This window comes from Microvirga sp. HS2 (assembly GCF_055792805.1).
Genome location: NZ_JBVVAJ010000001.1, coordinates 301220 through 326697, shown reverse-complemented (window position 1 = coordinate 326697; position 25478 = coordinate 301220). Strand labels below are relative to the sequence as shown.

31 protein-coding genes are annotated in these 25478 nt (G+C 64.7%); 16 read left to right on the top strand and 15 right to left on the bottom strand.

Annotated elements, in window-relative coordinates; translation table 11 throughout:
* Positions 1-7 precede the first annotated feature (7 nt).
* Positions 8-937, top strand: coding sequence for a DMT family transporter (locus tag ACS5Q0_RS01540; protein WP_473124829.1), 930 nt, complete (start codon positions 8-10; stop codon positions 935-937).
* Between the two features lie 198 nt (positions 938-1135).
* Here the strand turns inward: ACS5Q0_RS01540 and rho are convergent, their stop codons facing one another.
* From rho to hemE, 4 genes are all read right to left on the bottom strand, one after another.
* Positions 1136-2401 (bottom strand): transcription termination factor Rho, encoded by a 1266-nt coding sequence (rho, locus tag ACS5Q0_RS01535; RefSeq protein WP_473124828.1) that lies wholly within the window; start codon positions 2399-2401, stop codon positions 1136-1138.
* 212 nt (positions 2402-2613) lie between these two features.
* Positions 2614-3342, bottom strand: a complete 729-nt coding sequence (locus tag ACS5Q0_RS01530) for a hypothetical protein (RefSeq protein WP_473124827.1) — start codon at positions 3340-3342, stop codon at positions 2614-2616.
* A 12-nt stretch (positions 3343-3354) separates the two neighbouring features.
* Entirely contained in the window at positions 3355-3777 is a 423-nt protein-coding gene (gene hemJ, locus ACS5Q0_RS01525) for a protoporphyrinogen oxidase HemJ (protein WP_473124995.1), read from the bottom strand.
* 7 nt (positions 3778-3784) lie between these two features.
* Positions 3785-4822 carry a uroporphyrinogen decarboxylase gene (hemE, locus tag ACS5Q0_RS01520; RefSeq protein ID WP_473124826.1) on the bottom strand — a complete coding sequence of 346 codons (1038 nt, stop codon included), beginning with the start codon at positions 4820-4822 and terminating at the stop codon, positions 3785-3787.
* Positions 4823-5201: 379 nt separating this feature from the next.
* Here hemE and ACS5Q0_RS01515 point away from each other — a divergent pair, with 379 nt between their 5' ends.
* The 5 genes from ACS5Q0_RS01515 to dnaQ are packed head-to-tail and all read left to right on the top strand — an operon-like array spanning position 5202 to position 8856.
* The gene (locus ACS5Q0_RS01515) at positions 5202-6035 is read left to right on the top strand and encodes a pyruvate, water dikinase regulatory protein (RefSeq protein ID WP_473124825.1); all 834 of its coding nucleotides are present in this window, start codon (positions 5202-5204) and stop codon (positions 6033-6035) included.
* 3 nt (positions 6036-6038) lie between these two features.
* Positions 6039-6656: a Maf family protein gene (locus ACS5Q0_RS01510; RefSeq protein ID WP_473124824.1), complete on the top strand. Its 618-nt coding sequence runs from the start codon at positions 6039-6041 to the stop codon at positions 6654-6656.
* Between the two features lie 12 nt (positions 6657-6668).
* The gene (locus ACS5Q0_RS01505; RefSeq protein WP_473124823.1) at positions 6669-7517 is read left to right on the top strand and encodes a shikimate dehydrogenase; all 849 of its coding nucleotides are present in this window, start codon (positions 6669-6671) and stop codon (positions 7515-7517) included.
* Positions 7514-8128 carry a dephospho-CoA kinase gene (gene coaE / locus ACS5Q0_RS01500; RefSeq protein WP_473124822.1) on the top strand — a complete coding sequence of 205 codons (615 nt, stop codon included), beginning with the start codon at positions 7514-7516 and terminating at the stop codon, positions 8126-8128. Before ACS5Q0_RS01505 ends, coaE begins: the two co-directional genes overlap by 4 nt.
* 2 nt (positions 8129-8130) lie before the next feature.
* Positions 8131-8856: a DNA polymerase III subunit epsilon gene (gene dnaQ, locus ACS5Q0_RS01495; protein ID WP_473124821.1), complete on the top strand. Its 726-nt coding sequence runs from the start codon at positions 8131-8133 to the stop codon at positions 8854-8856.
* A 70-nt stretch (positions 8857-8926) separates the two neighbouring features.
* Here dnaQ and secB read toward each other — a convergent pair whose 3' ends face one another.
* On the bottom strand, positions 8927-9412 hold the full coding sequence (gene secB / locus ACS5Q0_RS01490) for a protein-export chaperone SecB (protein WP_473124820.1): 486 nt from the start codon (positions 9410-9412) through the stop codon (positions 8927-8929).
* A 263-nt stretch (positions 9413-9675) separates the two neighbouring features.
* Here secB and ACS5Q0_RS01485 point away from each other — a divergent pair, with 263 nt between their 5' ends.
* From ACS5Q0_RS01485 to ACS5Q0_RS01465, 5 genes are all read left to right on the top strand, one after another.
* Positions 9676-10398 (top strand): Tim44/TimA family putative adaptor protein, encoded by a 723-nt coding sequence (locus tag ACS5Q0_RS01485; protein ID WP_473124819.1) that lies wholly within the window; start codon positions 9676-9678, stop codon positions 10396-10398.
* Between the two features lie 50 nt (positions 10399-10448).
* A complete protein-coding gene (mltA, locus tag ACS5Q0_RS01480; RefSeq protein ID WP_473124818.1) occupies positions 10449-11561 on the top strand; it encodes a murein transglycosylase A in 1113 nt (370 codons plus the stop codon).
* Positions 11562-11571: 10 nt separating this feature from the next.
* Positions 11572-12147, top strand: a complete 576-nt coding sequence (locus ACS5Q0_RS01475; protein WP_473124817.1) for a Smr/MutS family protein — start codon at positions 11572-11574, stop codon at positions 12145-12147.
* A gap of 4 nt (positions 12148-12151) precedes the next feature.
* Positions 12152-12559 carry a helix-turn-helix domain-containing protein gene (locus ACS5Q0_RS01470; RefSeq protein WP_473124816.1) on the top strand — a complete coding sequence of 136 codons (408 nt, stop codon included), beginning with the start codon at positions 12152-12154 and terminating at the stop codon, positions 12557-12559.
* Positions 12560-12630: 71 nt separating this feature from the next.
* On the top strand, positions 12631-13632 hold the full coding sequence (locus ACS5Q0_RS01465) for an adenosine kinase (protein WP_473124815.1): 1002 nt from the start codon (positions 12631-12633) through the stop codon (positions 13630-13632).
* A gap of 116 nt (positions 13633-13748) precedes the next feature.
* Here ACS5Q0_RS01465 and ACS5Q0_RS01460 read toward each other — a convergent pair whose 3' ends face one another.
* Positions 13749-14267, bottom strand: coding sequence for a YidH family protein (locus ACS5Q0_RS01460; protein WP_473124814.1), 519 nt, complete (start codon positions 14265-14267; stop codon positions 13749-13751).
* Between the two features lie 116 nt (positions 14268-14383).
* Here ACS5Q0_RS01460 and ACS5Q0_RS01455 point away from each other — a divergent pair, with 116 nt between their 5' ends.
* Complete coding sequence (locus tag ACS5Q0_RS01455) at positions 14384-14884, top strand: hypothetical protein (RefSeq protein ID WP_473124813.1); 501 nt, start codon at positions 14384-14386, stop codon at positions 14882-14884.
* 9 nt (positions 14885-14893) lie between these two features.
* On the opposite strand, the gene coaA is transcribed toward ACS5Q0_RS01455, so the two are convergent.
* The 8 genes from coaA to hisB all read right to left on the bottom strand — a co-directional run bounded on the left by coaA (position 14894) and on the right by hisB (position 20436).
* The gene (gene coaA / locus ACS5Q0_RS01450; protein WP_473124812.1) at positions 14894-15868 is read right to left on the bottom strand and encodes a type I pantothenate kinase; all 975 of its coding nucleotides are present in this window, start codon (positions 15866-15868) and stop codon (positions 14894-14896) included.
* A 33-nt stretch (positions 15869-15901) separates the two neighbouring features.
* Positions 15902-16222, bottom strand: a complete 321-nt coding sequence (locus ACS5Q0_RS01445; RefSeq protein ID WP_473124811.1) for a phosphoribosyl-ATP diphosphatase — start codon at positions 16220-16222, stop codon at positions 15902-15904.
* A 7-nt stretch (positions 16223-16229) separates the two neighbouring features.
* Positions 16230-16979 (bottom strand): type I methionyl aminopeptidase, encoded by a 750-nt coding sequence (gene map, locus ACS5Q0_RS01440; protein ID WP_473124810.1) that lies wholly within the window; start codon positions 16977-16979, stop codon positions 16230-16232.
* A gap of 49 nt (positions 16980-17028) precedes the next feature.
* Positions 17029-17832, bottom strand: a complete 804-nt coding sequence (gene hisF, locus ACS5Q0_RS01435) for an imidazole glycerol phosphate synthase subunit HisF (RefSeq protein WP_473124809.1) — start codon at positions 17830-17832, stop codon at positions 17029-17031.
* Entirely contained in the window at positions 17832-18584 is a 753-nt protein-coding gene (gene hisA / locus ACS5Q0_RS01430) for a 1-(5-phosphoribosyl)-5-[(5-phosphoribosylamino)methylideneamino]imidazole-4-carboxamide isomerase (protein ID WP_473124808.1), read from the bottom strand. The genes hisF and hisA overlap by 1 nt, the downstream gene beginning before the upstream one ends.
* Positions 18572-19222, bottom strand: a complete 651-nt coding sequence (gene hisH / locus ACS5Q0_RS01425) for an imidazole glycerol phosphate synthase subunit HisH (RefSeq protein ID WP_473124807.1) — start codon at positions 19220-19222, stop codon at positions 18572-18574. Before hisH ends, hisA begins: the two co-directional genes overlap by 13 nt.
* Positions 19219-19713 (bottom strand): DUF2628 domain-containing protein, encoded by a 495-nt coding sequence (locus tag ACS5Q0_RS01420; RefSeq protein WP_473124806.1) that lies wholly within the window; start codon positions 19711-19713, stop codon positions 19219-19221. The genes hisH and ACS5Q0_RS01420 overlap by 4 nt, the downstream gene beginning before the upstream one ends.
* Positions 19714-19848: 135 nt before the next feature.
* Positions 19849-20436: an imidazoleglycerol-phosphate dehydratase HisB gene (hisB, locus tag ACS5Q0_RS01415; protein WP_473124994.1), complete on the bottom strand. Its 588-nt coding sequence runs from the start codon at positions 20434-20436 to the stop codon at positions 19849-19851.
* 164 nt (positions 20437-20600) lie between these two features.
* On the opposite strand from hisB, the gene hslV reads away from it, so the two are divergent.
* From hslV to ACS5Q0_RS01395, 4 genes are all read left to right on the top strand, one after another.
* The gene (hslV, locus tag ACS5Q0_RS01410) at positions 20601-21131 is read left to right on the top strand and encodes an ATP-dependent protease subunit HslV (protein ID WP_370439231.1); all 531 of its coding nucleotides are present in this window, start codon (positions 20601-20603) and stop codon (positions 21129-21131) included.
* Between the two features lie 92 nt (positions 21132-21223).
* On the top strand, positions 21224-22534 hold the full coding sequence (gene hslU / locus ACS5Q0_RS01405; RefSeq protein ID WP_473124805.1) for an ATP-dependent protease ATPase subunit HslU: 1311 nt from the start codon (positions 21224-21226) through the stop codon (positions 22532-22534).
* A gap of 110 nt (positions 22535-22644) precedes the next feature.
* Positions 22645-23385, top strand: a complete 741-nt coding sequence (locus ACS5Q0_RS01400) for an endonuclease III domain-containing protein (RefSeq protein WP_473124804.1) — start codon at positions 22645-22647, stop codon at positions 23383-23385.
* Between the two features lie 110 nt (positions 23386-23495).
* On the top strand, positions 23496-23957 hold the full coding sequence (locus ACS5Q0_RS01395; RefSeq protein ID WP_473124803.1) for a BA14K family protein: 462 nt from the start codon (positions 23496-23498) through the stop codon (positions 23955-23957).
* Positions 23958-24051: 94 nt separating this feature from the next.
* Here ACS5Q0_RS01395 and ACS5Q0_RS01390 read toward each other — a convergent pair whose 3' ends face one another.
* Positions 24052-25473, bottom strand: coding sequence for a M10 family metallopeptidase (locus tag ACS5Q0_RS01390; protein ID WP_473124802.1), 1422 nt, complete (start codon positions 25471-25473; stop codon positions 24052-24054).
* Between the last annotated feature and the right edge of the window lie 5 nt (positions 25474-25478).

The following is a 25478-nucleotide window of genomic DNA, read 5'->3' as shown; positions in this document are numbered from 1 at the left end:
AATCGCCATGTCCGAGATCCTTCACGCTCTGCCCCGCCCCACTATCAGACCCTCTGTGGTCGGCTGGCTCGCCGCGTTCGCCGCGGTCGTGATCTGGGCGGTCTGGGTCGTGGGAACCCGCCACGCGGTGACGCATCAGCTTCCGCCCGCGGCCGTCGGCCTGCTCCGGTTCGGCGTGCCGGCTTTCCTGCTCGCCCCGATCACCTGGCGGATCGGTCTGTTCCCGGAAGGGCTGACGCTGACGAAGGGTCTGGGACTATTGGGATCCGGCGCACCTTTTTTTCTCACCGTGGCGCTCGGCATGCAGTTCGCGCCCGCGGCCGAGATCGGCCCCCTCCTGCCCGGCACCATGCCGCTCTTCGTCGCCCTGATCGGATGGATCGTTTTCGGCGAACGCCTGGAGCGCCTGCGGATCCTGGGATTCGTGCTCGTCCTGATCGGAGCCGTCTGCATCGGCGGCTACGGATTGCTGCTCGCCGGCACCGGGGCATGGCGCGGCCATGGGCTGCTGCTCGGCGGCGCCTGTCTCTGGGGAATCTACACCCATGCCTATCGCCGCAGCGGATTGTCGGCCCTGCAGGCGGCCGCCATCGTCGGCCTCTGGTCCTTCCTGATCCTGATCCCGTTCGGCGTCCCCTCCCTGATCCATGCCCTTGGGGAAGGCCTAGGCTCCTCCATCGTCCTGCAGGCGCTTCTCCAGGGCTTTCTGTCGGGCGTCGTCGGCCTCGTGCTTTATGGGATCGCCGTCGACCGGCTCGGCGCCTCGCGCGCGGCCGCCGTCTCGCCCCTGTCCATCGTGCTGGCTGCGCTGATCGCCATTCCGGCCCTCGGCGAAATACCCGGTCCCGCAGCTCTCGTGGGAATCGTTTTGGCGACTCTGGGCGTTGTGCTGGCGAGCGGCATTCTCGCACGGGCCTCTTCCGTCGCAGGATCCTGACGAAACCGGAGAATGGGCGCGAGAGGCCGATGTTCTTTTTCTTCTCCAATCGGGTCGGCTGCCTGGGCTCGCTCCTGATTTCCGCCGGCCTGACCCTGCTCATCCTGTTCCTGATGGGCGTGCTTCCCAGATCATAAAAAAACCCCACCCTCTCGCCGAGAGGATGGGGCTCGTCGTTGCAGGCGGACGTGTTCCGCCTCAGGTGTTCATCGAATCGAAGAAGTCCTGGTTCGACTTGGTCTGACGCAGCTTGTCGAGGAGGAACTCGATGGCGTCCACCGTGCCCATCGGGTTGAGGATGCGGCGCAGCACATACATCTTCTTGAGGGTGTCGGTCGGAACCAGCAGCTCTTCCTTGCGGGTGCCGGAACGGGTGATGTCGATGGCCGGGAAGGTGCGCTTGTCGGCGACCTTGCGGTCGAGAATGATTTCCGAGTTGCCGGTGCCCTTGAACTCTTCGAAGATCACCTCGTCCATGCGCGAGCCGGTATCGATCAGCGCGGTGGCGATGATGGTGAGCGAACCGCCCTCCTCGATGTTGCGTGCGGCACCGAAGAAGCGCTTCGGCCGCTGGAGCGCATTGGCGTCCACGCCGCCGGTGAGCACCTTGCCGGAGGACGGCACCACCGTGTTGTAGGCGCGGCCCAGACGCGTGATCGAGTCGAGCAGGATGACGACGTCGCGGCCATGCTCCACGAGGCGCTTGGCCTTCTCGATCACCATCTCGGCGACCTGCACGTGACGGGTGGCCGGCTCGTCGAAGGTGGAGGCCACGACCTCGCCCTTCACGGAGCGCTGCATGTCGGTCACTTCCTCCGGGCGCTCGTCAATGAGCAGCACGATGAGGTAGCACTCGGGGTGATTCGTGGTGATCGACTGCGCCACGTTCTGCATGAGCACCGTCTTACCGGTGCGCGGCGGGGCGACGATCAGAGCGCGCTGGCCCTTGCCGATGGGCGAGACGATGTCGATGATGCGCGGCGAGAAATCTTTCCGGGTCGGATCGTCGATCTCGAGCTTGAAGCGCTCGTGCGGGAAGAGCGGCGTCAGGTTGTCGAAATGAACCTTGTGCCGGATCTTCTCGGGATCCTCGAAATTGATGGTGTTCACTTTCAGCAGGGCGAAATAGCGCTCGCCCTCCTTCGGACCCCGGATCGGGCCGTCCACCGTGTCGCCGGTGCGCAGGCCGAAGCGGCGGATCTGGCTCGGGCTGACATAGATGTCGTCCGGTCCCGGCAGGTAATTCGAATCGGCCGAGCGGAGGAAGCCGAAGCCGTCCTGCAGCACCTCGACCACGCCTGCGCCGATGATCTCCACCTCCCGCGCGGCGAGCTGCTTGAGGATGGCGAACATGAGCTCCTGCTTGCGCATCGTGCTCGCGTTCTCGACCTCGAGCTCCTCGGCGAAGGCAATGAGTTCGGTAGGCGTCTTGGATTTCAGGTCTTGAAGTTTGATTTCCCTCATCGGGGAACACTCTCGGGGTAAAATGCGCGGATGCAAAAGCTGCGCAGGGGAAGATCGCGGAATGGTCGACAGGGCCGCTCAGTTCACGAGGGCGACTTGAGAGAGCCCTGGGGGCCCGTGCAGCGCAACCTGTCTTTTATGGAAGAGGGGTTCTTTATAACCGGGTTCGCGGATTTTCTCAAGGGTTGTTTCAATAAGCCTTTCGGGGAGGTTCACTCTCGAGAATCTTCCCGAATCCAGATGCGGAGAGGGCCGATCAGCTCAAAGCCGTTCCGGCAGGCTGCCACAAGACTCGGCCCCTGCTCGTATCCCACGAGCGGCATTCCTGGAAATTGCCTGGCCGCGAGAGCGATCATCCGCCGCCAGACCACATCCGTAAAACCCGGATTGGCAAAGACGTTGGAGATGCCGATCACCCCGCCTCCACCATTGAGGATTCCTCCGCCTGCCATCACACCATCGCAGGTGACGGACGCGAAGATCATCTCGGAATTGCCCAGAAGCACCGGACTGAAAGGACTGGCCTCGGCAGGATCCTCATGGCCGGCCCAGGCCCTTTCCCAAAGCGCCAGATCGTTTTCTCTTTCCACGATGTCGGCAGGGCTTTGAATTCCACCCTCGCGCGGGCTCTCCAGGAAGAGCCAGTTTGCATCGAACAGCGTTCTGAAACCCAGTCCCGCCAGATCCAATCGGCTGAAGCTGTCCTTGATGGCCCAGCCGCGTTGCGGGTGCGAGGCGACGAGATCGGCCAAGGTGCCGACGATCTCGGAATCCTCGGCACCCTCCGATAACGTCACCGCATCGGGGTAGAAGCGGGGCGAGCCGTTTCTATTGAGCCAAAGCCTTTCGTGAAACTCGCCCGGCTTTCCGTTGGCCCGGCAGATCGCATCGCACCAGAGAGCATTGTTGTACGCAGCCCAAGCGACAGGATCAGCCTTCATGGAACGATCGGCTCAGAACGGCTTCACGATCACCAGGATCACGATGCCGATCATGAGCACCGTCGGCACCTCGTTGAGGATGCGGTAGTATTTTGCGGGCCTCGTGTTCTTGTCCGCGGCGAAGTCCTTCAGGCGGCGCACATAGACCCCGTGCAGGCCCGAGAGGATCAGCACGAGAAGAACCTTCGCGTGCAGCCAACCGGATTTGTACCAGCCGCCGTCCCAGATCATGTAGAGCCCGAGCACCCAGGTCACGATCATCGCGGGATTGATGATCGCCTTGAGGAGACGGCGTTCCATGATCTTGAAGGTCTCGGACTGGATCGAGCCCTTGGGCGCATCGCAGTGATAGACGAAGAGGCGCGGCAGGTAGAGCATGCCCGCCATCCAGGCGATGACGGCAATGACGTGAAACGCCTTGATCCAGAGATACAGCATTCTTTTAACCTTCCCGAACGCGGGCGATCATCCGCTCGACATGAGCGATCGGCGTTTCCGGCAGGATGCCGTGGCCGAGATTGAAGATGTGCGGGCGGCCCCGCACGCTTTTCAGGATATGGTCGATCCCCTGCTCCATCGCGGTACCGCCGGCGATCAGCGCCAGCGGATCGAGATTGCCCTGGGTCGCGAGAGTGCTCGGCAGGGTCGGGAGCACAACGGCCGGATCGAGGGTCCAGTCCAGCGCCAGCGCATCGCCGATCCCGGCCGAGGCGAAGCGGTGAAGGTTCCCACCGCCTCCCCGCACGAACACGATCGCCTTGGCCTGGGGACGCGCGGCTTTCAAGCCCTCGACGATCCGGCTGATCGGGTTCAGGGACAGCCGGTCGAAAAGGGCGGGCGGCAGGGCCGATCCGAAGCTCTCGAAGATCTGAACCGCCTCGGCACCCGCATCGATCTGGCGGATGAGATAGGCGGTGGAGGCCCGCACCAGCCGGTCGATGAGCGCATCCATGAAGGCCGGATCGCGATAGGCGGTCAGGCGCGCGGGAGCCTGATCGGGAGTGCCCTTGCCGGCGATCATGTAGCTCGCCACCGTCCAGGGCGCGCCGCAGAAGCCCAGAAGGGTGGTTTCCTTCGGCAGGCTCTTAGCGAGCCGGTCCAGGGTCTCGAAGACCGGATCGAGACGTCCCAGCGGCAGCTCCTCGGCCAGCCTGGAAAAGTCCGTCTCCGACGTGACCGGATCGAGCTTGGGCCCTTCGTTCTCGACGAAGCGCACGTCCTGGCCCAGGGCATGGGGGATGACCAGGATGTCGGAGAACAGGATCGAGGCGTCGAAGCCGAAACGCCGGATGGGCTGAAGGGTGACTTCCTCGGCAAGCCTCGGGTTGTAGCAGAGATCGAGGAAGGAGCCCGCCTGTTTCCGGGTCTCCCGATATTCCGGCAGATAACGGCCGGCCTGGCGCATGATCCAGATCGGCAGAGGCCAGACCGGTTCTCCGTTCAGCACGCGGAGGATCGCTTTGGTGGAACGCTCGCTCACAGGCCCTCTCTAAATAAGAATAATCTTTGAATCTAAGAATCTGATGTTTCTCTTGGGCCGTGAATCGCAAAGCCGCAACCCCGTCCACAACCCTTCCACACGGGCCGGCCCGTTAAGTGTTCATTAACGGATGAGGCAGGCCCGCCTCAATCCTTTCCGGATTCTTAAACCTTAACAGCTCGTTAAGGAATTTGAACGGAACGTTAACGTCGGCCTCCGGGGTGATTCGTGCCGGATTCTCCCAAATGGGGGATTTCAGACTCGCACACCGAGCTGGACTGTTGATGGTTGTCGCAGCAGATCACAGCCCCCTGCCCTGGACCTCGGAATCGAGCCGTTCTATCCACATCTATCGACTCCTTCTTCCGGGAGATCCGCTTTGCCGGGACGCAGCTACTTCCATCTTCATCTGGTCTCCGATTCCACGGGCGAGACCCTGATCACCGTCGCCCGCGCCGTGGTGGCGCAATACGAAGGCGTGGCCGCCATCGAGCATGTCTACCCCCTGGTGCGCTCCACCACGCAGCTCGAGCGCGTGCTCACCGAGATCGAGACCGCTCCCGGGATCGTGCTCTACACCCTTGTGGACAAGGACCTGACGAGCCGTCTGGAGGAGGTCTGCCGCGCCACGGGCTCTCCCTATCTCTCGGTGCTCGAACCCGTGCACCAGATGATCTCGTCCTATCTGGGGACCCATTCCACCGCCCGGCCCGGCGCTCAGCACATGCTGAACGCGGAATATTTCAAGCGCATCGACGCCATGAACTTCACCCTCCTCCATGACGACGGGCACTTGCCCGACGATCTGGACGAGGCGGATGTGATTCTCATGGGCGTGAGCCGCACCTCGAAGACTCCGACAGCGGTTTATCTCGCCAATCGCGGATTGAAGACGGCCAATTTCCCGCTCGTTCCCGGCATGCCTCTGCCGCCCAAGCTCCAGGAGGCGAGAAAATCCCTCGTCGTCGGTCTGGTGGCGACGCCGGAACGCATCGTGCAGATCCGGCAGAACCGCCTGCTCAGCCTCAAGGCCGATGACGACACATCCTATGTGGACCGCGACGCGGTGGCGGAGGAAATCGCGGCCTCCCGGCGCTTGTTCGCACGCCATGGCTGGCCCGTGATCGACGTGACGCGCCGCTCCATCGAGGAGACGGCGGCCGCGATCATCGATCTCTACCGCGACCATCGCTTGAAATTCATCGCGGAATAAACAATGCCCGCTCTCTGGACCGCACCGGACAACCTGCTCCTCGCCTCGACCAGTGCGACCCGGCTCGCCCTGCTCGTGAGCGCCGGACTCTCCGTCGAGACGCAGGCCTCGAACGTGGACGAACGCCGGATCGAGGAGGCCGCCCGGGGCGAAGGCCTCTCGCCGCAGGCTCTCGCCGCCCGATTGGCCGCCGAGAAGGCGCTGTCCGTCAGCCGCCGCCATCCGGGGCGGATCGTGCTCGGAGCCGACCAGGTTCTCGCCGGCGGCTCGTCCGTGTTTCACAAGGTTGCGGATCGCCAGGCCGCCAAGCGCCAGCTGCAGGCTCTCGCCGGGAAACGGCACGAGCTCCATTCCGCCGGAGCGCTCGCCATCGGCGGCGCGGTGGTGGAGAGTTTCATCGCCACCGCCACGCTCACCATGCGGCCGCTCGCGGACGAGGTGATCGATCTCTATCTGGAACTCGCGGGTCCTGCCGTGCTCCACAGCGTCGGCGTCTATCATTATGAAGGCCTCGGCGTTCATCTGTTCGAATCGGTGGAAGGCGATCACTCCACCATTCTGGGGCTTCCCCTGCTCCCGCTTCTGTCGGCGTTGCGCCGCTTGGGATGTCTCGCACTCTAGGATTCCATCGTCATGACAAAGGCCTTCATCGTCGGCCATCCGATCAAGCATTCCCGCTCGCCGCTCATTCACGGCTACTGGTTGAAGCAATACGGGCTGAGCGGCTCCTATGAGCGCATCGATGTGGAGCCTGTGAATTTCGGGGCTTTTCTGAAGAGCTTTCCCGGGCAGGGCTTTGCTGGCGGCAACGTCACGATCCCGCACAAGGAAGCGGCCTTCGCGGGCGTCGTGCGCAGGACGGAACGGGCGGAGCGCCTGGGCGCGGTCAACACGCTCTGGGTCGAAAACGGCGTGCTGTGGGGCGACAACACGGATGTGCTCGGCTTCATGGCCAATCTCGACCTGAGCCTGGGGATAGACTGGGAACAGGATGTGGATAATGTGCTTGTTCTCGGCGCGGGCGGCGCGGCGCGCGGCATCGTCGCGGGCCTGCAGGACCGCCCGCTGAAGCGGATCCTCGTCGCAAACCGCACGCTCTCGAAAGCGCAGGATCTCGTGCGCGATCTCGAGCGATACAGCCCGGTGAGGCTTGAGGCTCTCGCCTGGGAGGATCTCGATTCCGCGCTTTCGGAATCCCAGCTCATCGTCAACACCACCTCCCTCGGCATGGCGGGCCAGCCGCCGCTCGCACTCGACCTCGCCAAGGCGCCTGCCGGGGCCATCGTCACGGACATCGTCTATGTTCCCTTGCGCACGCCGCTGCTCGCGGCCGCGGAGGCCCATGGCCTGCGGACGGTCGACGGGCTGGGCATGCTGCTGCATCAGGCGGTGCCCGGCTTCGAGCGCTGGTTCGGTGTCAGGCCCGGGGTGACGCCGGAACTGCGCGCGCTGATCGTCGCCGATATCGAGGCCGCACGATGACGTTCGTGCTCGGGCTGACGGGCTCCATCGGCATGGGAAAATCGGCCACGGCCGACATCTTCCGGCGCCTCGGCGTTCCCGTGCACGACGCGGATGCGGCTGTCCACGCGCTCTACCGCGGGCGCGCCGCCCCACTGATCGAGACGGCTTTTCCGGGGACCGTCGCCGATGGTGCGGTGGATCGCCGCAAGCTGGGTCAGGCGGTGCTCAACGATGCGGGGCGATTGAAACGACTGGAGAGCATCGTGCATCCTCTCGTGCGCGAGGAGGAGGATCATTTCCTGAGAGGAGTGTCCGGGACCGCACCTCTCGCGGTGCTCGACATCCCGCTTCTTCTTGAAACCGGCGGCGACAGCCGCTGCGATGCCGTTCTCGTCGTCACCGCTCCGTCCAATGTGCAGCGCGCGCGGGTGATGGCGCGGCCCGGCATGACGGAAGAGACCTTTAACGCGATCCTGTCTAAGCAGATGCCGGATGCGCAGAAGCGCGCCCGTGCACATTTTCTTGTCGATACGAGCCGGGGCTTCGCTTCCGCCGAGGCACAGGTTCGGTCCATCCTGGCCTGCCTGGCGGGACGTCCTGGCCGCCGCAACCTTGTGAAGAGTGTTTGACGATGCTGCGAGAGATCGTTCTCGATACCGAAACCACCGGCACCGACCACGCCAAGGGCGACCGGATCATCGAAATCGGCTGCGTCGAGCTCCTCAACCACATTCCGACGGGAAAGAGCTACCACGTCTACATCAAACCGGAATTCCCGGTCTCACCCGGCGCCTTCGCGGTGCACGGATTGAGCGACGAGTTCCTGGCCGACAAGCCGGTTTTCGCCGCCATCGTCGAGGAGTTCCACGAGTTCATCCGCGATGCGCGGCTCGTCATCCACAACGCGGCCTTCGATATCGGCTTCATCAATGCGGAATTCGCGCGCACCGGCCATCCGGCCATCGCTCTCGCCGATGTGGTCGATACGCTCATCATGGCGCGGCGCAAGCATCCGGGCGCGGCGAACAACCTCGATGCGCTCTGCTCGCGCTATGGTATCGACAATTCCAAGCGCACGAAGCACGGGGCGCTGCTCGACGCCGAGATCCTGGCCGAGGTCTATATCGAGCTGATCGGCGGCCGGCAGGTCGGTTTCGATCTCACCGCTCAACCCGCGAAGAACGGAGGCGGCGCTATCCGCACCGGTGCGGCTGCTCCGCGTGAGGCGAAGCCCCGCCCCATGATGTCCCGCCTGACGGATGCGGAGCGCGCCGCGCATGCGGCCTTCGTCGAGCAGCTCGGGGCGAATGCGGTCTGGCGCGAGTATATCGGCGAGGCTCAGCCGGAGGCTTCTTAAATCTCGGGCAAAGCAAAAGGCGGAACGGGCGACCGTTCCGCCTTCTTTCGTCTCGGAAAGAGTGTTCGTCTTACGACAGGGTCTGTCCGCCCTGCTGACCCTGAAGCTCGGACGCGCGCTGGCGGTAGAGAGCCACGAAATCGATCGGGTCGATGTACAGGGGCGGGAAGCCGCCGTTGCGCACCGCGTCCGCCACGATCTGACGCGCGAAGGGGAACAGCAGGCGCGGGCACTCGATCATCACCACGGGATGCAGTTGATCCTGCGGGATGTTCTGCACGCGGAACACGCCGGAATAGGTGAGCTCGAAGGCGAACAGCACGTCGTTGGCGACCTTGGCATTGCCCTCGAGGGTGAGGTCGACCTCGAAATCGGCCTCGGCCAGCTGCTTGGCATTCACGTTGACCTGCAGGTTGATCTGCGGACCTTCGGATTGCTGCTGCAGCGAACGGGGGGCATTGGGATTCTCGAACGAGAAATCCTTGCAGTACTGCGCAAGGGCGTTCAGCGCGGGCATACCGCCGGGCGCTCCGTTGTTTGCCGGGTTATCGGCCATGGTTCATGCTCCGAAGAGTGGTCAATCGGTTGACCCGGACGGGGCGCTTCACAGCGTGAAGGCACCTGATCGGCAACGGGCCACGGGTCCCCGCGCTACCATGTTCCGGGCACGGGAGGCAAGATTTGCCAGCCTCCTTGCGCTTGTCGCGGGGAGAGGTGGATGTTACGACCCCTGAACCCCATATGCAAAGAAACCATTCTTTCGCCTCGGGGTAACGCCCGGCGCCAGCCGGGTTCCGGCAGGCTGACAACGGATCGACGATGCAGGATTCCTTCGACATCACGACCCTTATTTTCATCGTTCTCGCCATCTTCGTGATCTGGCGCCTTCGTTCGGTGCTGGGGCAGAAGACGGGCAACGAACAGCCGCCCTTCGATCCGCTGGCCCGCCGCGATGCGCCCCTGCGTCCGGGCAATCCGCCGGCGGAGGCCGATCACAATGTGGTGCATCTTCCCGGCCCGAACGGGACCCGCCCTGCGGCCGAAGTCCAGACAGCGGAACGCTGGAAAGGCTTCGCCGAGCCCGGCACCCCCATGGCCACGGCCCTCGACAGCATCGTCCGCGCCGAGCCCGGCTTCGATCCGGCCAGCTTCCTGGAAGGGGCCAAGGCCGCCTACGAGATGATCGTCACCGGCTTTGCGACGGGAGACCGCAAGACCCTCAAGGACCTCCTCTCCCGCGAGGTCTACGAAGGGTTCGAACGCGCCATCACCGAGCGCGAGCAGCGCGGCGAGCGTGTGGAGACCACCTTCGTCTCCATCGACAAGGCCGAAATGGCGGGAGCCGAGGTCCTCGGCAAGACGGCGCAGATCGTCGTGCGCTTCGTCTCGCAGTTGATTACCGTGACCCGCGATGCTTCGGGCAATGTCGTGGACGGCAGCCCCGATCAGGTGGCCGAGGTCACCGACGTGTGGACCTTCGCCCGCCAGCTCGGCAGCCGCGATCCCAACTGGCAGCTCGTCGCGACCGAAGCGGGGCAATGAGGCATGCCGGGCGAGCCGTTCTCGCGTGCCTTTTCGCCTGGATTCTGACCATGCCGCAATCAGAGGCAGAATCGCGTCCGGCTCCGGCGCGGCTTGAAGCGCTGTCCTTCGGGGATCTCGATTCCTGGCAGGACGACGATCATGCGGCTGCCTTCAGGGCTTTTCTCCGTTCCTGTCGCGCACTCGACGCACAAGCCGCCGAATTGCGGCCGGCCCAGGCTCCCGAGCGCGACCTCCTCGCCGTCTGCCGGGTGGCTCTGAAGAGCCCGGATCTATCCCGTGCCGAGGCGCGACGTTTTTTCGAAACGCATTTCACGCCGTTCACCGTGGTCCCTCCGGCAGGCAACGGCTTTCTCACCGGCTATTACGAGCCCGAATTCCAGGGCTCGCGCAAACCCGATTCGCTCCACAAGGTTCCTCTCCTGGGAAGGCCCGAGGACCTCGTGACGGTCCCGCAGGGCGAAACCCTCCCCGGTCTCGCCAAGGGCCTCCAGGCCGCGCGGCGCACGGCGAAGGGTTTCGAACCCTATCCCGACCGCGCCGCGATCGAGGACGGCGCCCTCGGTCCGCTCGCAAAGCCCATCGTCCATCTGCGCGAGCCGGGGGAAGCATTCATCATCCATGTGCAGGGCTCGTCCCGCATCCGTCTCACCGACGGCTCGGTGATGCGGGTGGCCTATGCGGGCCGCAACGGACGCCCCTATACCTCCATCGGCCGCCTGCTGGTGCAGCAGGGAGAGATGGATCTCGAATCCATGACGCTCGCCAAGCTCATGGGCTGGCTGAAGGATCATCCCGGCCCCGCCCGGGAGCTGATGCGGCAGAACCAGTCCTACATCTTCTTTCGCGAGGCGGACGAGCTTTCGCCCGAGGATGGGCCCATTGGCGGAGCGGGCTTTCCGCTCGTGCCGGGCCGAAGCCTCGCCGTCGACCGCCAGCTCTGGGCCTATGGCCTGCCCTTCTGGCTCGAAGGCGATCTGCCCTTCACGCTCGAGCGATCCGAACCCTTGCGGCGCCTCATGATCGCGCACGACACCGGCTCGGCGATCGTCGGCCCCGCGCGGGGCGATTTCTTCTTCGGCAGCGGCGAGGAAGCGGGTATCCGTGCGGGACTGCTGCGCCACGCGACCCGCTTCGTGGTGCTCAAGCCCAACGCCCGATGAAAACGCCGTCATGACCAAGCGCCGCAGGACACGTCAGCTCAGCTCGGAGGAGCGGCGGCTCTGGTCGCATGTGGCCCGCAACGTCAAGCCCTTGAAGGGCAAGGCATTGCCGCCGGAGCCCGAACCGGAGGAGAACACATCCACGGCCCCTGCCCCGCAGATTCCGCTGAAGCCTCCGGCGTCGCTGCCCCCGCTTCCGCCCCAGCCGAAGAAGCCTTCGCTCCCGCCGCTGGCTCCGGTGGAGCGCAAGACGATGACCGCCCTGCGCCGGGGCCGCAAGGACGTGGACAGCGTCATCGATCTCCACGGCATGCGCCAGGAGGAGGCGCATTTCGCCCTCATCAGCTTCCTGCACCGGGCGCAGAATTCGGGCTTCAGCCTCGTCCTCGTCATCACCGGCAAGGGCGGTGCCGCCTCGGGCGGAGGCTTGGTCGAGGAGCGCGGGATCCTGCGCCGCATGGTGCCCCATTGGCTTCGCCTGGCCGAGCTGAGATCTCTTGTGATCGGCTTCGAGGAAGCCTCTCCTCAACACGGCGGTTCCGGTGCACTCTATGTCAGGCTCCGCCGCAGACGGAGCGCGGGATGATCACATGACCCCCTTTGGCGAACGGGTGCGGCAGCTGCGCCGCGAGCGCGGATTGATGTTGAAGGACATGGCGGCCCATCTGGGGGTGTCGAGCGCCTACCTCTCGGCTTTGGAGCGTGGCGAGCGCGGCAAACCCACCTGGGCTCTGATCCAGGGCGTGCTGCAATATTTCCACATTATCTGGGACGAGGCGGACGAGCTGACCCGGCTCGCCGATCTCTCCGACCCGCGGGTGAAGATCGACACTGCCGGGGCCGACCCCAGAGCGACCCTGCTCGCCAATCGCCTCGCCCGCGAGATCCGCGCCCTCTCGGAGGGCGACCTCGAGGACATGCTCGCCATTCTCGATCACGCGCAGGGTCGTGAGCGGCGCATGCCGGTGCCGATTCAGGCCGTTCAGGACGCCCTTTAAAGCCCAAAGTCTTGACCCCCGGGGCGCCCGATGCCAAAGCGCCCCGATACACTCCAACATCATGGTTGTTCATGTCCCAGACCCGCATCGACGTGCTCACGCTCGGCAACGCCATCGTTGACGTGCTCGCCCATACCGACGAAGCCTTCCTGATCGAGAAGAAGGTGCACAAGGGCGCCATGCAGCTCATCGACGAGACCCGCGCCGAAGAGCTCTACCGCGACATGGGACCCGCCATCATCGTGTCCGGCGGCTCGGGCGCCAACACGGCGGCGGGCGTCGCCGCCCTCGGCGTCAAGGCGGGCTTCATCGGCAAGGTGAAGAACGATGAGACCGGCAAGCTCTTCGCGCACGATCTGAGGGCCATCGACGTCCATTACGACGTGAAGCCCGCCGAGGACGGACCGGCGACGGCGCGCAGCTTCATTCTGGTGACGCCCGACGGCGAGCGCACCATGAACACCTATCTCGGCGCCTGCCAGAACCTCACTCCCGACGACGTGAAGCCGGAGACGGTGCGCGCGGCGAGCATCGTCTATCTCGAAGGCTATCTCTGGGATCCGCCGGCCGCGAAGGAAGCCTTCCGCAAGGCGGTGACGATCGCGCACGAGGCCGGCAACAAGGTGGCCCTCACCCTCTCCGACGCCTTCTGCGTCGACCGCTACCGGGACGAGTTCCTCGGCCTCATGCGTGACGGCAGCCTGGATATTCTCTTCGCCAACATCCACGAGCTGCAGAGCCTCTACGGCACGTCCTCGGCCGAGAGCGCGCTGGCGGCGCTTCGCGAAGAAAACCTGCTCGGCGTGATCACCCGCTCGGAAGACGGCGCGATGGTGGTGACCCGGGGCGAGACGCTCGCCGTTCCCGCCTTCCCGGTGGAGCGCGTGGTCGACACCACCGGCGCGGGCGATCTCTTCGCCTCCGGCTTCCTCGCGGGTCTCGTGCAGAACCTGGACCTGACCGATTGCGCCCGCCTCGGCGGCCTGGCCGCCGCCGAAATCATCAGCCATCTCGGCGCCCGCCCACAGGCGAACCTTCGCGAGCTCGCGCAGCAGGAAGGATTGCTGGCGTAAGGCGTTCTTCACGTCATGGCCGGGCTTGTCCCGGCCATCCCTATCCGAAAGGCACGGCGTTTCATGAAAGCGGGATCACCGGCACAGGGCCGGTGATGACGGCGGGGATTGCTGTTTCACCCACCCGTCCGCCCGAACCAGAGCCCGAACAGAGCCGCGAGGGAGACGAGCGCCAGGAATCCGTTGAAGATCACTAGCAGATACGGCGGAAGGCGCTGCACGTCCGGCTGCGGCGGCTGCGATCCCGTGAAAACCTGACGCCATACGGCGGCCGCGAAGCAGAAGGCGCTGAACAGCACCAGCACGGAGCCGGTGGAAACCATCATCCATCCCGGCACCACGCCTTCCAGGAGCTTCTGGGCGCCGATGCCGGAGGCGAGCGCGGCAAGACCGGTCCTCACCCAGGCCGCATAGGTGCGCTCGGCGGCGAAGACCGTGCGGTTGGCCGCCAGTTCCGTGCGCCGGTCGGCGCTGTCCTTGAGCTGAACGGTGGCCTTGGCCGTGGTCTTGGCCGCGACCTGCGTCTGCTCGGCGGCTTCCTGCGTGTTCTCGGCCGCTTCCTGTGTCTGCGAAGCCGCCTCCCTGGCGTGCTCGGCGCTGCGCTTGAGCTTGTCCTCGACCGGTGGGGTCACCATGGCTCCTCCATTGAACGGAGGGACAACGCTCAAGATTGGGGAAGGTTGAGCCCGCCGTCGAACCCTGCACCGTCACATGTTATGATGTGGCAAAGATGTGCAGGACAGGCTTTGCGATGAACAAACACGCCTCTTCGTCGTGGTTCCCGGAAGATGTTCCGAAGGGTGCAATCACACTCGAAGAAGGAAAGGCCCACCCGCCGGTCCTGTGCGACTGCTGTCGGACACGCTCCCTTCATGTGGTCGGGTTTCTTTCCCGAGCGGACTATGCCTGTGCGGTTTACCAAGCCAGCTGGACCGAAGGGCATGTCGCGGACGACGGGGTCAGAATGACCCTCAGCGTCGGCGGATGGGCTGGGTCCGATTATCCCCGTACCAGGATCGCCCTTCTCTGCTGGATAGAGGACGACTCTGTCAGCATGATGGTGCTCGATCCATTCGACGAGCATGGCAACCCTCGACATTGGAACGATGATAAGCCCTATTTCGGCCCGTTCGTCAGGCGTGACGAAGCTCTGCGACACCCCGACATGCCAGACATATTTCGCCTGGCGGGGCATGTCGTGTCCCACGACAAACGCGTGAACACGGCCTTGTTCGGCCATCAGGACGATTGATGTTCGAACTTACAGCCGTCTCAGCGCCACGGTCTCGATCCGGTGGCTCGCGCCTTTGGTCAGGATCAGGCTGGCGCGCTGGCGGGTGGGCACGATGTTTTCGCGCAGGTTCAAAAGGTTGATCCGGTTCCAGAGCCCGTCCGCGATCGACATGGCTTCCGCCTCCGGCAGCTCCGCATAGCGGCGGAAATAGGACAGCGGATCGCGGAAGGCCGTGTGGCGCAGACTCAGGAAGCGGTTCACGTACCAGCGATGGAGATCGTCTTCGTCAGCATCGATGTAGACGGAGAAATCGAAATAGTCCGAAACGAACGGAATGGCTTCGCCGTCCTTCGGCAGGCGCGCGGGCTGGAGCACGTTGAGGCCTTCGACGATGAGAATGTCCGGCCGGTCCACATTCGTTTCCTCGCCCGGCACCACGTCATAGACGAGGTGCGAATAGAGCGGCGCCTTCACGTTGCGCTTGCCCGCCTTGATGTCGGCCAGGAAGCGCAGGAGCTTGCCGGTGTCGTAGCTCTCCGGAAAACCCTTTCGCTCCATCAGGTTGAGCCGGGTCAGCTCGGCGTTGGGGAGCAGGAAGCCGTCCGTCGTGATGAGGTCCACCTTCGGCGTGTTGGGCCAGCGGGCCAGAAGGGCCTTCAGCACGCGCGCGGTCGTGGATTTGCCCACCGCCACGGAGCCCGCCACGCCGATGATATAGGGCACCTTCTCCTCCTGCTCCGCGAGCAGGAAGCGCTGGGTCGCCCTGAACAGGCCTTGCGTCGCCGCCACATAGAGCGAGAGCAGGCGCGAGAGCGGCAGATAGATCGCCGCCACCTCGTCGAGGGAGATCGGGTCGTTCAGGGATTGAAGCCGCAGCACCTCGTCGGCGGTCAGCGTCATGGGCGCGTCGGCGCGCAACTTCGCCCATTCGTCCCGCGTGAAGGTGCGGTACGGCGAGAGGCCGTCATCGGCCTGCGGCGAAAGCATGTTGGGCTGATCCATGCGAGCCCCCTGTTGTGACCTCGTGACGGCGGGTCACGACTTGCGCGCGGCTTTCTCGGCGAGCCCCGATTGCGCGGTGCGGCGCTCCAATTCTGCCAAGACGTCACTTAGCGGAATATGGGCGCCCTGCAACACGACCAAAAGATGATACAGCACGTCCGCCGCCTCGGCGGTGAGGTTCTGCCGGTCGCCCTGGACGGCGGCGAGCGCCGCCTCCACCGCCTCCTCGCCCAGCTTCTTGGCCGCTTTCGCCGGTCCCTCGCTGAGAAGTTTGGCGGTATAGGATTCGGTGACCGGCGCGGCGGCGCGCTGGGCCACGATGCGGGCGAGATCGTCGAGAGTGAAGGAGGTCATGGTTGAACTAACCCGGCAGCGTGACGACAAGAGGACCATTACGGGTGGCGACGACCGTATGCTCGTATTGGACCGTCGGAGCGCGCGGGTCGCTGAGCAGCGTCCAGTCATCGTCGCCGTCGGTGGCCCTTTTCGCACCCAGGGACAGGAAGGGCTCCACCGTGAAGACGAGCCCCTCGTTCATGATCCGCCGCTCGGAGCGGTCCGGCCAGGTGGGGATCTCCCCCGGCTCCTCATGAAGGGAATAGCCGATGCCGTGGCTCGCCAGGTTGCGAACCAGGGTATAGCCGTTCGTCTCGGCAAATTTCCCGATGGCCTGGCCGATTCCGGCGATCGGCTTGTCGGCGCCGACCTGGCGCAGGCCGACCCACATGGCGCGCCGGCCGTCCCGGCACAGCCGTTTGATGGCATTCGTCGTGGGCGGGACCGCGAAGGAAGCGCCCGTATCGGCATAGATTCCGTTCTTTTCCGCCGAGATATCGATGTTGACGAGGTCGCCCGCCTCGATCCGGCGGGATCCGGGAATGCCGTGGGCGACCTGCTCGTTCACGCTGATGCAAGTTGCGCCAGGAAAATTATACATCAGCTCCGGGCCAGGACGAGCGCCGGCTCCCTCGAGAAACTGCCGCCCGATCAGATCGAGCTCCGCCGTCGTCATTCCGGGCTCGAGCGCCGCAGCCATGGCCTCGAGAGTATTGGCGACGATCCTGCCGATGTCCTGCAGCTTGTTCAGATCATCCTCGTTGGAGATCGTCATCCGCTAAATCCCTTTATCCGTCCGGGAGTGGTTGCCGTGAGAGCCGCGCTCAACGCCGATGTGCAGAGCCTTGCGCCGGCTCGTCCAACCGCATCTTGAGGCCCTTCCCGGCCATGTAGCTCTTTGCCTCGCCGATCGTATGCGTGCCGAAGTGGAAAATCGAGGCCGCGAGCACGGCGCTGGCATGGCCTTTCTCGACGCCGTCGACGAGGTGATCGAGATTGCCGACGCCGCCGGAGGCGATGACCGGGATCGGGACCGCATCGGCGATGGCGCGCACGAGGGCGAGATCGTAGCCGCCCTTGGTGCCGTCGCGGTCCATGGAGGTCACCAGAAGCTCCCCTGCCCCGAGCTCCGCCACCTGTTTGGCGAACGCGATGGCGTCGATGCCCGTGGCGTTGCGGCCGCCATGGGTGAAGATCTCCCAGCGCAGTTCCTCGCCTTCGCCCGAGACCTTCTTCGCGTCGATGGCGACGACGATGCATTGCGCGCCGAATTTCTCGGCGGCCTCGCGCACGAAATCCGGGTTCTTCACGGCGGCGGTGTTGATCGAGACCTTGTCGGCCCCGGCGAGCAGGAGCTTGCGGATATCCTCCACCGTGCGCACGCCGCCGCCGACGGTCAGCGGCATGAAGCAGGCTTCCGCCGTACGCTGCACCACGTCGAGCAGGATGCCGCGGGCTTCGTGGCTCGCGGTGATGTCGAGGAAGCAGAGTTCGTCCGCGCCGGCCGCATCATAGGCCTTCGCCGCTTCTACGGGATCGCCCGCGTCGACGAGATCGACGAACTGCACGCCCTTCACAACGCGCCCGTCCTTTACGTCGAGGCAGGGAATGAGACGGACTTTCAGCATCAGGCATTGTCCTTGCGTGCGGCGCGCAGCAGCGCCAGCGCTTCTTCCGGATCGATGCGCCCGTCATAGAGCGCACGGCCGGAAATGGCGCCGTCGAGCACGGCGCAATCGGGCTGCGTGAGACGCTCGATATCGGCCATGGAGGCGAGACCGCCCGAGGCGATGACGGGAATCGAGACCGCGCGGGCGAGGCCCAGCGTCATCGGGAAGTTGAGGCCTTTGAGGATGCCGTCCCGGGCGATGTCCGTGTAGATGATCGCAGCCACGCCCGCGTCCTCGAAACGGCGGCCGAGCTCCTCCGCCGACAGGGTCGAGGTCTGCGCCCAGCCCTCCACAGCCACGAGGCCGTCCTTCGCGTCGATGCCCACCGCGATTTTGCCCGGGTAAAGGCGCGCAGCCTCCCGCACGAAGGCGGGGTCGCGCACCGCCGCCGTGCCGATGATGACGCGGGTCACGCCCTTGGCGAGCCAGCCCTCCACGGTCTTCATGTCGCGGATGCCGCCGCCGAGCTGCACCGGGATTTTGACGCGCTTGAGGATCTCTTCGACCGCGGAGGCATTCATCGGTTTGCCGGCGAAGGCCCCGTCGAGATCGACCACGTGCAGCCATTCGAAGCCCTGGCGCTCGAAGGTGGCGGCCTGATCGGCGGGATCGTCGTTGAAGACCGTGGCCTGGTCCATGTCGCCCTGGATCAGGCGAACGCAGCGGCCTTCCTTCAGATCGATTGCGGGATAAAGGATCACGGGCGCCACCTCAGGAAATTGGCGATGAGCTTGAGGCCGAGCGCCTGGCTCTTTTCGGGGTGAAACTGGGTTCCGACGATGTTGTCGCGTCCGACGATGGCCGTGACCGGCCCACCGTAATCGGTGGTGGCGACCACGTCGGACGGATCGGTCGGGGAGAGCGCATAGGAATGCACGAAATAGGCGTGCAGCCCGTTCGGCCCCGTCGGAATATCTTCCATCAGAGGGTGCGGCTTGAGCAGTTCGAGCGTGTTCCAGCCCATATGCGGGATCTTGAGCGAGGGATCCTTCGGTGTGATCGCCTTCACGTCGCCGTGGATCCAGTCCAGCCCATAGCTCGTGGTGTGCTCGAGGCCACGGGTCGCCATGAGCTGCATGCCCACGCAGATGCCGAGGAAGGGACGGCCCTCCTCCCGGACGACGCGCTGGAGCACCTCCACCATGCCGGGTACGGAAGCGAGGCCCCGGCGGCAATCGGCGAAGGCGCCGACGCCCGGCAGCACGACCCGGTCGGCTCGTCCGACAAGAGCTGGATCGGAGGTCACGGTGATGGTCTGGTCGAGGCCCGCCTCGCGGGAAGCGCGCTCGAAAGCCTTGGCGGCGGAGTGCAGGTTGCCCGAACCGTAATCGATAATGGCGACGCTCACCGGGGACGCTCCGCATCAGGGAAGAGGCCGATCACAGGGTCGGTCCTCTTGAGGGGGGATGGAACCGGCCCGGGGGCCGAGTTGCGCGCCGGAACCGGCGCGGGGCGCTGCGCGAGCCAGCGGGCATAGGTCTTGGCCTCGGCCTCGTCCTTGTCGGCGGCGGCGACCACGTCGACCATGGCCAGACCGCGGCGCGCGAGCGTCCAGCGCCTGAGGCTGTTCGCTTCGAGGCCGATCAGCGCCTGAAGAAGCAGGACCGCTACGGTGCCGGCGGCCTCGTGCACGTTCAGCAGCTCCAGGAGGCCGCCGAGGGCGAGGACGAGCACGAGCACGCCAAGGCCGGCGAGCCAGAGCCGGTGGAAGAAGAACCAGAGAAACGTGAAGAAGAAGGCGCCCCAGGAGAACGCATCCTTCACGAGCTCCGCCTCCTCCAAAGCAGCCGGATCACCCGGCCGCGCATCGCGCGGAACGTGCAGGGTATAGGTGGTCATGGCGTCGTTTCCTCAAGCCCTGCCCGGCGGGCCGACAACGGCTGCCGGGCAAGATGTCCCGTTGCTTGAAACTTACAGCACTTTTCAGTCGCATCTTTCCACGCAAAAGCGCGAAGCGCTCCTGCGTCCGATGCTCTAGAGCGTGCCCTTGGTGGAGGGAACGCGCCCCTCCTCCCTCGGATCCGTGGCGACGGCATGACGCAAGGCCCGTGCCAAACCCTTGAAGCAGCTCTCGGCGATATGGTGGCTGTTCTCCCCGTAGAGCGTCTCCACGTGAAGGGTCAGGCCCGCCTGCACCGCGAAGGCCTGAAAGAATTCGCGCACCAGCTCGGTATCGAAGACGCCGATCTTCTCCGTCGGGAAGGAGGTGCGGAAGACCAGGAACGGGCGACCGGAGATGTCGAGGGCGATCCGGGTCAGCGTCTCGTCCATGGGCAGATGGATGTCCGCATAGCGCGTGATGCCCTTTTTGTCGCCAAGCGCCTTGAGGATGGCCTGGCCCAGGGCGATGCCCGTATCTTCCGTCGTATGATGCTGATCCACATGCAGGTCGCCCGTCACCTTCACGGTCAGGTCGAACAGACCGTGGCGGGCAAAGAGTTCCAGCATATGGTCGAGGAAGCCGACTCCCGTGGAGATATCGGCCTTGCCGGTGCCGTCGAGGGCAATCGACACGGCCACATCGGTCTCGGCGGTGCGACGGCTGACGCTCGCGGAGCGCATCATGACAATCCTTTGCGGAGAATGAGACGAGGCCTTCTACCAAGACCGCGCGAGAAACGCTACCCGCGTTGCTTTTGCCCGGCGAGTGATTAAGTCAGGGGTGTCACTTCCCCTCCCCGTCCGCTGGAGTTCGCCTCGTGTCCGAAGACGCCGCCCCCCGCAGCATGCATGCCACCACGATCCTCATGGTCCGCAAAGGCGGCCGCGTCGTCATCGGCGGCGACGGGCAGGTCAGCCTGGGCCAGACCATCGTGAAGGGCAACGCGCGCAAGGTGCGCCGCCTGTCCAAGGGCGGGGTCATCGGCGGCTTCGCCGGTTCGACGGCCGATGCCTTCACCCTCTTCGAGCGGCTGGAGGCCAAGCTCGAGCAATATCCCGGCCAGCTCACCCGCGCCTGCGTGGAGCTCACCAAGGACTGGCGCACGGACCGGTATCTGCGCCGGCTCGAGGCCATGATGCTGGTGGCCGATAAGGAAGTGGGCCTGCTGCTCTCCGGCGCGGGCGACGTGCTGGAGCCGGAAAACGGCATCGCGGCCATCGGCTCCGGCGGCAATTACGCGCTCGCCGCTGCCCGCGCCCTCGCCGATTCCGGCATGGACGCGGAGGCCATCGTCCGCCGGTCTCTCGGGATCGCTGCCGAGATCTGCGTCTACACGAACTCGAACATCGTCATCGAAACGCTGGATGAAACCTGATCGCCCGTCATGCCGGGCTCGTCCCGGCCTGAAAGACGTGGATCCCCGGACGGTTCCGGGAAGGACGACATTTTGCTGAGCCAAGACATCTCATGACCACATTCTCCCCCCGTGAAATCGTTTCCGAACTCGACCGTTACATCGTCGGCCAGAATGATGCGAAGCGCGCGGTCGCCATCGCGCTGCGCAACCGCTGGCGGCGTCAGCAGCTCGAAGGCCATCTGCGCGAAGAGGTCGCGCCGAAGAACATCCTGATGATCGGCCCCACCGGCTGCGGCAAGACGGAGATCTCGCGCCGCCTCGCCAGGCTCGCCAATGCGCCCTTCATCAAGGTCGAGGCGACGAAATTCACGGAAGTGGGCTATGTGGGCCGCGACGTGGAGCAGATCGTGCGCGATCTCGTGGAGATCGGCATCGGCCTCGTGAAGGAGGAGCGCCGCCGCCAGGTGCAGGCGAAAGCGCACATCGCCGCGGAAGAACGCGTGCTCGACGCGCTCGTGGGGTCGACCGCCAGCGCCGCGACGCGCGACGCGTTCCGCCGCAAGCTGCGCAACAACGAGCTCGACGACAAGGAAATCGAGATCGAGCTGCAGCAATCGGGTGGCGGCGGCATGCCCATGCTCGAGATTCCCGGCATGCCGGGCGCGTCGGTCGGCGCGATCAATCTCTCGGACATGTTCGGCAAGGCCTTCGGCGGCCAGCGCAAGACGCGCCGCACCACCGTGCAGGAAGCCTATGAGCCCTTGGTCACGGAAGAAGCCGACAAGCTGCTCGACCAGGATGCCATCGTGCAGGAGGCCCTGCGCCAGGTGGAGAACAACGGCATCGTCTTCCTCGACGAGATCGACAAGATCTGCGCCCGCGAGGGCCGCTCCGGCGCGGACGTGTCGCGCGAGGGCGTGCAGCGCGATCTGCTGCCGCTCATCGAGGGCACGACCGTCTCGACGAAATACGGGCCCGTGAAGACGGACCATATCCTCTTCATCGCGTCGGGCGCCTTCCATGTGTCGAAACCGTCGGACCTGCTGCCGGAACTGCAGGGCCGCCTGCCGATTCGCGTGGAGCTCTCCCCGCTCAGCGTCGAGGATTTCAAGCGCATCCTCACCGAGACGGAAGCGAGCCTCATCAAGCAATCCGTTGCGCTCCTGCGCACGGAAGGGGTTGAGCTGGTGTTCACCGATGATGCCATCGACGCCTTGGCGCAGGTGGCCGTCGAGGTGAACAATACGGTCGAGAATATCGGCGCGCGCCGTCTGCAAACGGTGCTGGAGCGCGTGCTCGACGACGTGTCCTTCACGGCGCCCGACCGTTCGGGCGAGACGGTGACCATCGACGCGACTTACGTGCGCGGCGAGGTGGAGACGCTCGCCAAGAACACGGATCTCAGCCGGTTCATCCTCTGACGAAGGCCGTTGAGGAAGCCGTGGATCCCCGGACACATGGGTCCGGGGATGGCGACGGGGCGAGACGGCTCTCACCGGAACCGGAGAGTCCGGTCCCGACTTGAACCGGCATGAATCCGGAGCAGCAGGATCTGAAAGCAAAGGCGCTCGCCATCCACGAGCGCCTTTGTGCGGTTTATGGCTGCCCGATCGCCTATTTTCATTCCCTCGATCCGTTAAGCGAGCTGATCTCCTCGCTTCTCTCCCATCGCACCCGTAATGCGGATTCAGGCCGGGCCTTCAAGGCCTTGCGTGCACGCTACGCTGATTGGGGCGCGCTGATGATGGCGCCGGCTCCGGCGGTGGAGGAAACCATCCAAGGCGTGACCTGGCCCGAGCAGAAGGCGCCGCGGTTGCAGGGCGTGCTGCGGGCCATCGCCGAGCGCCACGGCGAACTTTCTCTCGATTTCCTGAAGGATATGCCGGTCGGTGAAGCCAGGGCCTGGCTCGAAAGCATTCCGGGCATCGGACCGAAAACGAGCGCGGCCGTCCTGTCCTTCTCCACCTTGCGCAAGGCGGCCCTGCCCGTCGACAGCCACCACCATCGCGTCGCCGTGCGCACCGGGCTGATTGCCCGCAGCGTGGCCGTAGGGCCGTCCCATGCGCTTCTCTTCGCTCTGCTCCCGCCCGAATGGGACGCGCAGGACGTCTATGACAATCATGAGGTGATGATGCTGCACGGGCAGCGCTGCTGCTACTTCCGCAACCCGGCCTGCGAGCGCTGCGCCATTCTCGATCTGTGCCCGACGGGGCAGGCGAGGGTCGCCGAGCCCTTCCTGACAAAGGCCGACGAGACCGGGCGGGCCCTTTAAAGGAGCCTCACCTTCTCGCGAGGGCAGCCGGACAAAAATCCCTGGCAGGGGAACGACCTCCTGCGTGAGGCGTTCGCTCCTCAACAGGACATGATTGGAAGGAGACCTCTATGCGAAAGATGCTCATGGCTCTGGCCGCGACGGCGGCTCTCGGCACTTTCGGGCTCAGTGCCCCCGCCTCGGCCGCTCCGGCTCAGACAGCGCCGGTGAACGAACTGGTTGCCGCTCTGCAGAAGGGCCAAGTGCAAGCCGATTACGTGCAGTACCGCCGTCGTTACGTGGAGCGACGCTATGGTGCGCCGCGCCACTACTCTGGCCGTTATTATGGCCGTCCCTATTACGGGCACCGCTATGGCTATTACCACCGCGACCGCGGCAACGCCCTCGCCGCCGGAGCCGTGGGTCTTGCGACCGGCGCCATCATCGGCGGCGCAATCGCCCAGTCGCAGGCTCAGGCCGCTCCGGTTTACGGCAGCAACACCTATGCCTATTGCGCGCAGCGCTTCAAGTCCTACGACCCGGCCTCGGGCACCTATCTGGGTTACGACGGCCTCCGTCACCCCTGCCCCTAAGGCGCGAAACCGACGCGCCTGATCAGAGGCTCAGTCACGCAAAGTCCCTCGATGCGATTGGCATCGAGGGACTTTCGCGCATGAAGGCTGCCCGTCAAATGACGTAGATGTCCGAAAATGCGAGGCTCGCCTTGTTGGTGAGATAGAGGATGAGCTGCTTGGCCGCCGAACCCGTGCCGTCCGGATCGTAATAGAGATAGCCCTTGGTCCTGTCGTAGATCAGGCAATCGTTGGCATCCTTGGCGCTTGTGCCGAGTACGAACTTGGAGCTGCTCAAGTGGCCTACGGAACCCAGTTTCGACATGTATCTGTTGTCGATCTTCAAATACGAGTCGGCGCTCCTGTTGAAGTCCGTGATCTTGTCATAATAGGTGCTGCCCGGCCGGTGGTCCTTGAAGACGAAGACATCGCCGCCTGTGCCGCCGGTGAGGACGTCACGGCCGGTTCCCCCGTCCAGGATATCGTTGCCGGAACTGCCGCTCAGGGTGTCGTTTCCCGCCTTCCCCGTCAAAGTGTTGCGGGTCACGTTTCCGGTGATTCGGTCATTGCCGCTGCCGCCGATGGCGTTCTCGATCAGTGAGCGGAGATCACCCTGGTACAGCCGCGCATTGGCAACGTTGCCGAGGGCAGGGCGGTAGGCGGCATTGCCATCGAGATCCGCGACCTGGGCTCCGCTGAAGGTGGAGAAGGCGCCCGGTTGAAGATTGATGGTGAGGTTGGTGCGGTAGGCGGACAGATCATAGGTATCGATCCCGTTGCCGTCCCAGACCGTCATGAAGATCGTGTTGTTGAGGGGTGTTCCCCAGTCCACGCCGTTGACGGTGAACTGGCCGCTCGTCGGGCTCCAGCGATAGGTCGTGTTGCCCGCGTTGGCGTTAAAATTGGCGCCGTACATGTATTGGAGAGCGGCGATGTCGTCCTGCATGTAGGTGGTCGGGTTGTCGCTCTCCACGTTGCCTTGAACGAAATCCGTCTGCGCCCCGGAATAGCTCCGGTACGTCATGAGGGAGTAGTTCCAGTTGTCTTCGGACGGTGCGAGGAAAACCGTATCGTCCGGATCTTCCGGATGCCCATGCTGCAGACCCAGAGCGTGGCCGAACTCGTGGAAAACGGTCGCGTAGCCCCAATTGCCGAGATCAGGGGTCAGGAATGTCGGACCCCCTTCGGGGTTCATCCACATGTCCCCGTCCTGGGCGCTCCCGCTCGGGAAATAGGCCCAGGCGGTTAACGGCACGGCGGACATGGCGAACCGAATGTGGGCCAGTTCGTTCGGCGCGCCTTCGGTGAAGGTCAGGTTGGTATAGAGCTCGACATAGAGGGCCGCGTCTCCGAGGGCAAAGCGCTGGGCCTCGTTGATGGGGCTGAAGCCGCTCGCGTTCTCTCCACGGGCATAATTGAGCCCGTAGCTGGCGGCATCTGTCGGGAAGGCGACGGTCAGCTGGTTCGTGTCCCATGCAAATCCCGACAGAAGTGCATCGATGGACCGGGTTCCGGTGAAAGCGACAGGTTGGGACACGATAA

Excerpts from the sequence above, each read along its gene's own strand:
- dnaQ (WP_473124821.1), top strand. The coding sequence starts at position 8,131 with ATGCTGCGAGAGATCGTTCTCGATACCGAAACCACCGGCACCGACCAC.
- coaA (WP_473124812.1), bottom strand. The coding sequence starts at position 15,868 with ATGGATCAGCCCAACATGCTTTCGCCGCAGGCCGATGACGGCCTCTCG.
- ACS5Q0_RS01460 (WP_473124814.1), bottom strand. The coding sequence starts at position 14,267 with ATGGTGACCCCACCGGTCGAGGACAAGCTCAAGCGCAGCGCCGAGCAC.
- ACS5Q0_RS01540 (WP_473124829.1), top strand. The coding sequence starts at position 8 with ATGTCCGAGATCCTTCACGCTCTGCCCCGCCCCACTATCAGACCCTCT.
- ACS5Q0_RS01420 (WP_473124806.1), bottom strand. The coding sequence starts at position 19,713 with ATGACCACCTATACCCTGCACGTTCCGCGCGATGCGCGGCCGGGTGAT.
- mltA (WP_473124818.1), top strand. The coding sequence starts at position 10,449 with ATGCCGCAATCAGAGGCAGAATCGCGTCCGGCTCCGGCGCGGCTTGAA.
- rho (WP_473124828.1), bottom strand. The coding sequence starts at position 2,401 with ATGAGGGAAATCAAACTTCAAGACCTGAAATCCAAGACGCCTACCGAA.
- ACS5Q0_RS01510 (WP_473124824.1), top strand. The coding sequence starts at position 6,039 with ATGCCCGCTCTCTGGACCGCACCGGACAACCTGCTCCTCGCCTCGACC.
- ACS5Q0_RS01455 (WP_473124813.1), top strand. The coding sequence starts at position 14,384 with ATGAACAAACACGCCTCTTCGTCGTGGTTCCCGGAAGATGTTCCGAAG.
- ACS5Q0_RS01445 (WP_473124811.1), bottom strand. The coding sequence starts at position 16,222 with ATGACCTCCTTCACTCTCGACGATCTCGCCCGCATCGTGGCCCAGCGC.
- ACS5Q0_RS01395 (WP_473124803.1), top strand. The coding sequence starts at position 23,496 with ATGCGAAAGATGCTCATGGCTCTGGCCGCGACGGCGGCTCTCGGCACT.
- ACS5Q0_RS01485 (WP_473124819.1), top strand. The coding sequence starts at position 9,676 with ATGCAGGATTCCTTCGACATCACGACCCTTATTTTCATCGTTCTCGCC.
- coaE (WP_473124822.1), top strand. The coding sequence starts at position 7,514 with ATGACGTTCGTGCTCGGGCTGACGGGCTCCATCGGCATGGGAAAATCG.
- hslV (WP_370439231.1), top strand. The coding sequence starts at position 20,601 with ATGCATGCCACCACGATCCTCATGGTCCGCAAAGGCGGCCGCGTCGTC.
- ACS5Q0_RS01400 (WP_473124804.1), top strand. The coding sequence starts at position 22,645 with ATGAATCCGGAGCAGCAGGATCTGAAAGCAAAGGCGCTCGCCATCCAC.
- hisF (WP_473124809.1), bottom strand. The coding sequence starts at position 17,832 with ATGCTGAAAGTCCGTCTCATTCCCTGCCTCGACGTAAAGGACGGGCGC.
- ACS5Q0_RS01505 (WP_473124823.1), top strand. The coding sequence starts at position 6,669 with ATGACAAAGGCCTTCATCGTCGGCCATCCGATCAAGCATTCCCGCTCG.
- hisB (WP_473124994.1), bottom strand. The coding sequence starts at position 20,436 with ATGCGCTCCGCGAGCGTCAGCCGTCGCACCGCCGAGACCGATGTGGCC.
- ACS5Q0_RS01475 (WP_473124817.1), top strand. The coding sequence starts at position 11,572 with ATGACCAAGCGCCGCAGGACACGTCAGCTCAGCTCGGAGGAGCGGCGG.
- ACS5Q0_RS01465 (WP_473124815.1), top strand. The coding sequence starts at position 12,631 with ATGTCCCAGACCCGCATCGACGTGCTCACGCTCGGCAACGCCATCGTT.
- map (WP_473124810.1), bottom strand. The coding sequence starts at position 16,979 with ATGACGATCTCCAACGAGGATGATCTGAACAAGCTGCAGGACATCGGC.
- ACS5Q0_RS01530 (WP_473124827.1), bottom strand. The coding sequence starts at position 3,342 with ATGAAGGCTGATCCTGTCGCTTGGGCTGCGTACAACAATGCTCTCTGG.
- hslU (WP_473124805.1), top strand. The coding sequence starts at position 21,224 with ATGACCACATTCTCCCCCCGTGAAATCGTTTCCGAACTCGACCGTTAC.
- ACS5Q0_RS01470 (WP_473124816.1), top strand. The coding sequence starts at position 12,152 with ATGACCCCCTTTGGCGAACGGGTGCGGCAGCTGCGCCGCGAGCGCGGA.
- secB (WP_473124820.1), bottom strand. The coding sequence starts at position 9,412 with ATGGCCGATAACCCGGCAAACAACGGAGCGCCCGGCGGTATGCCCGCG.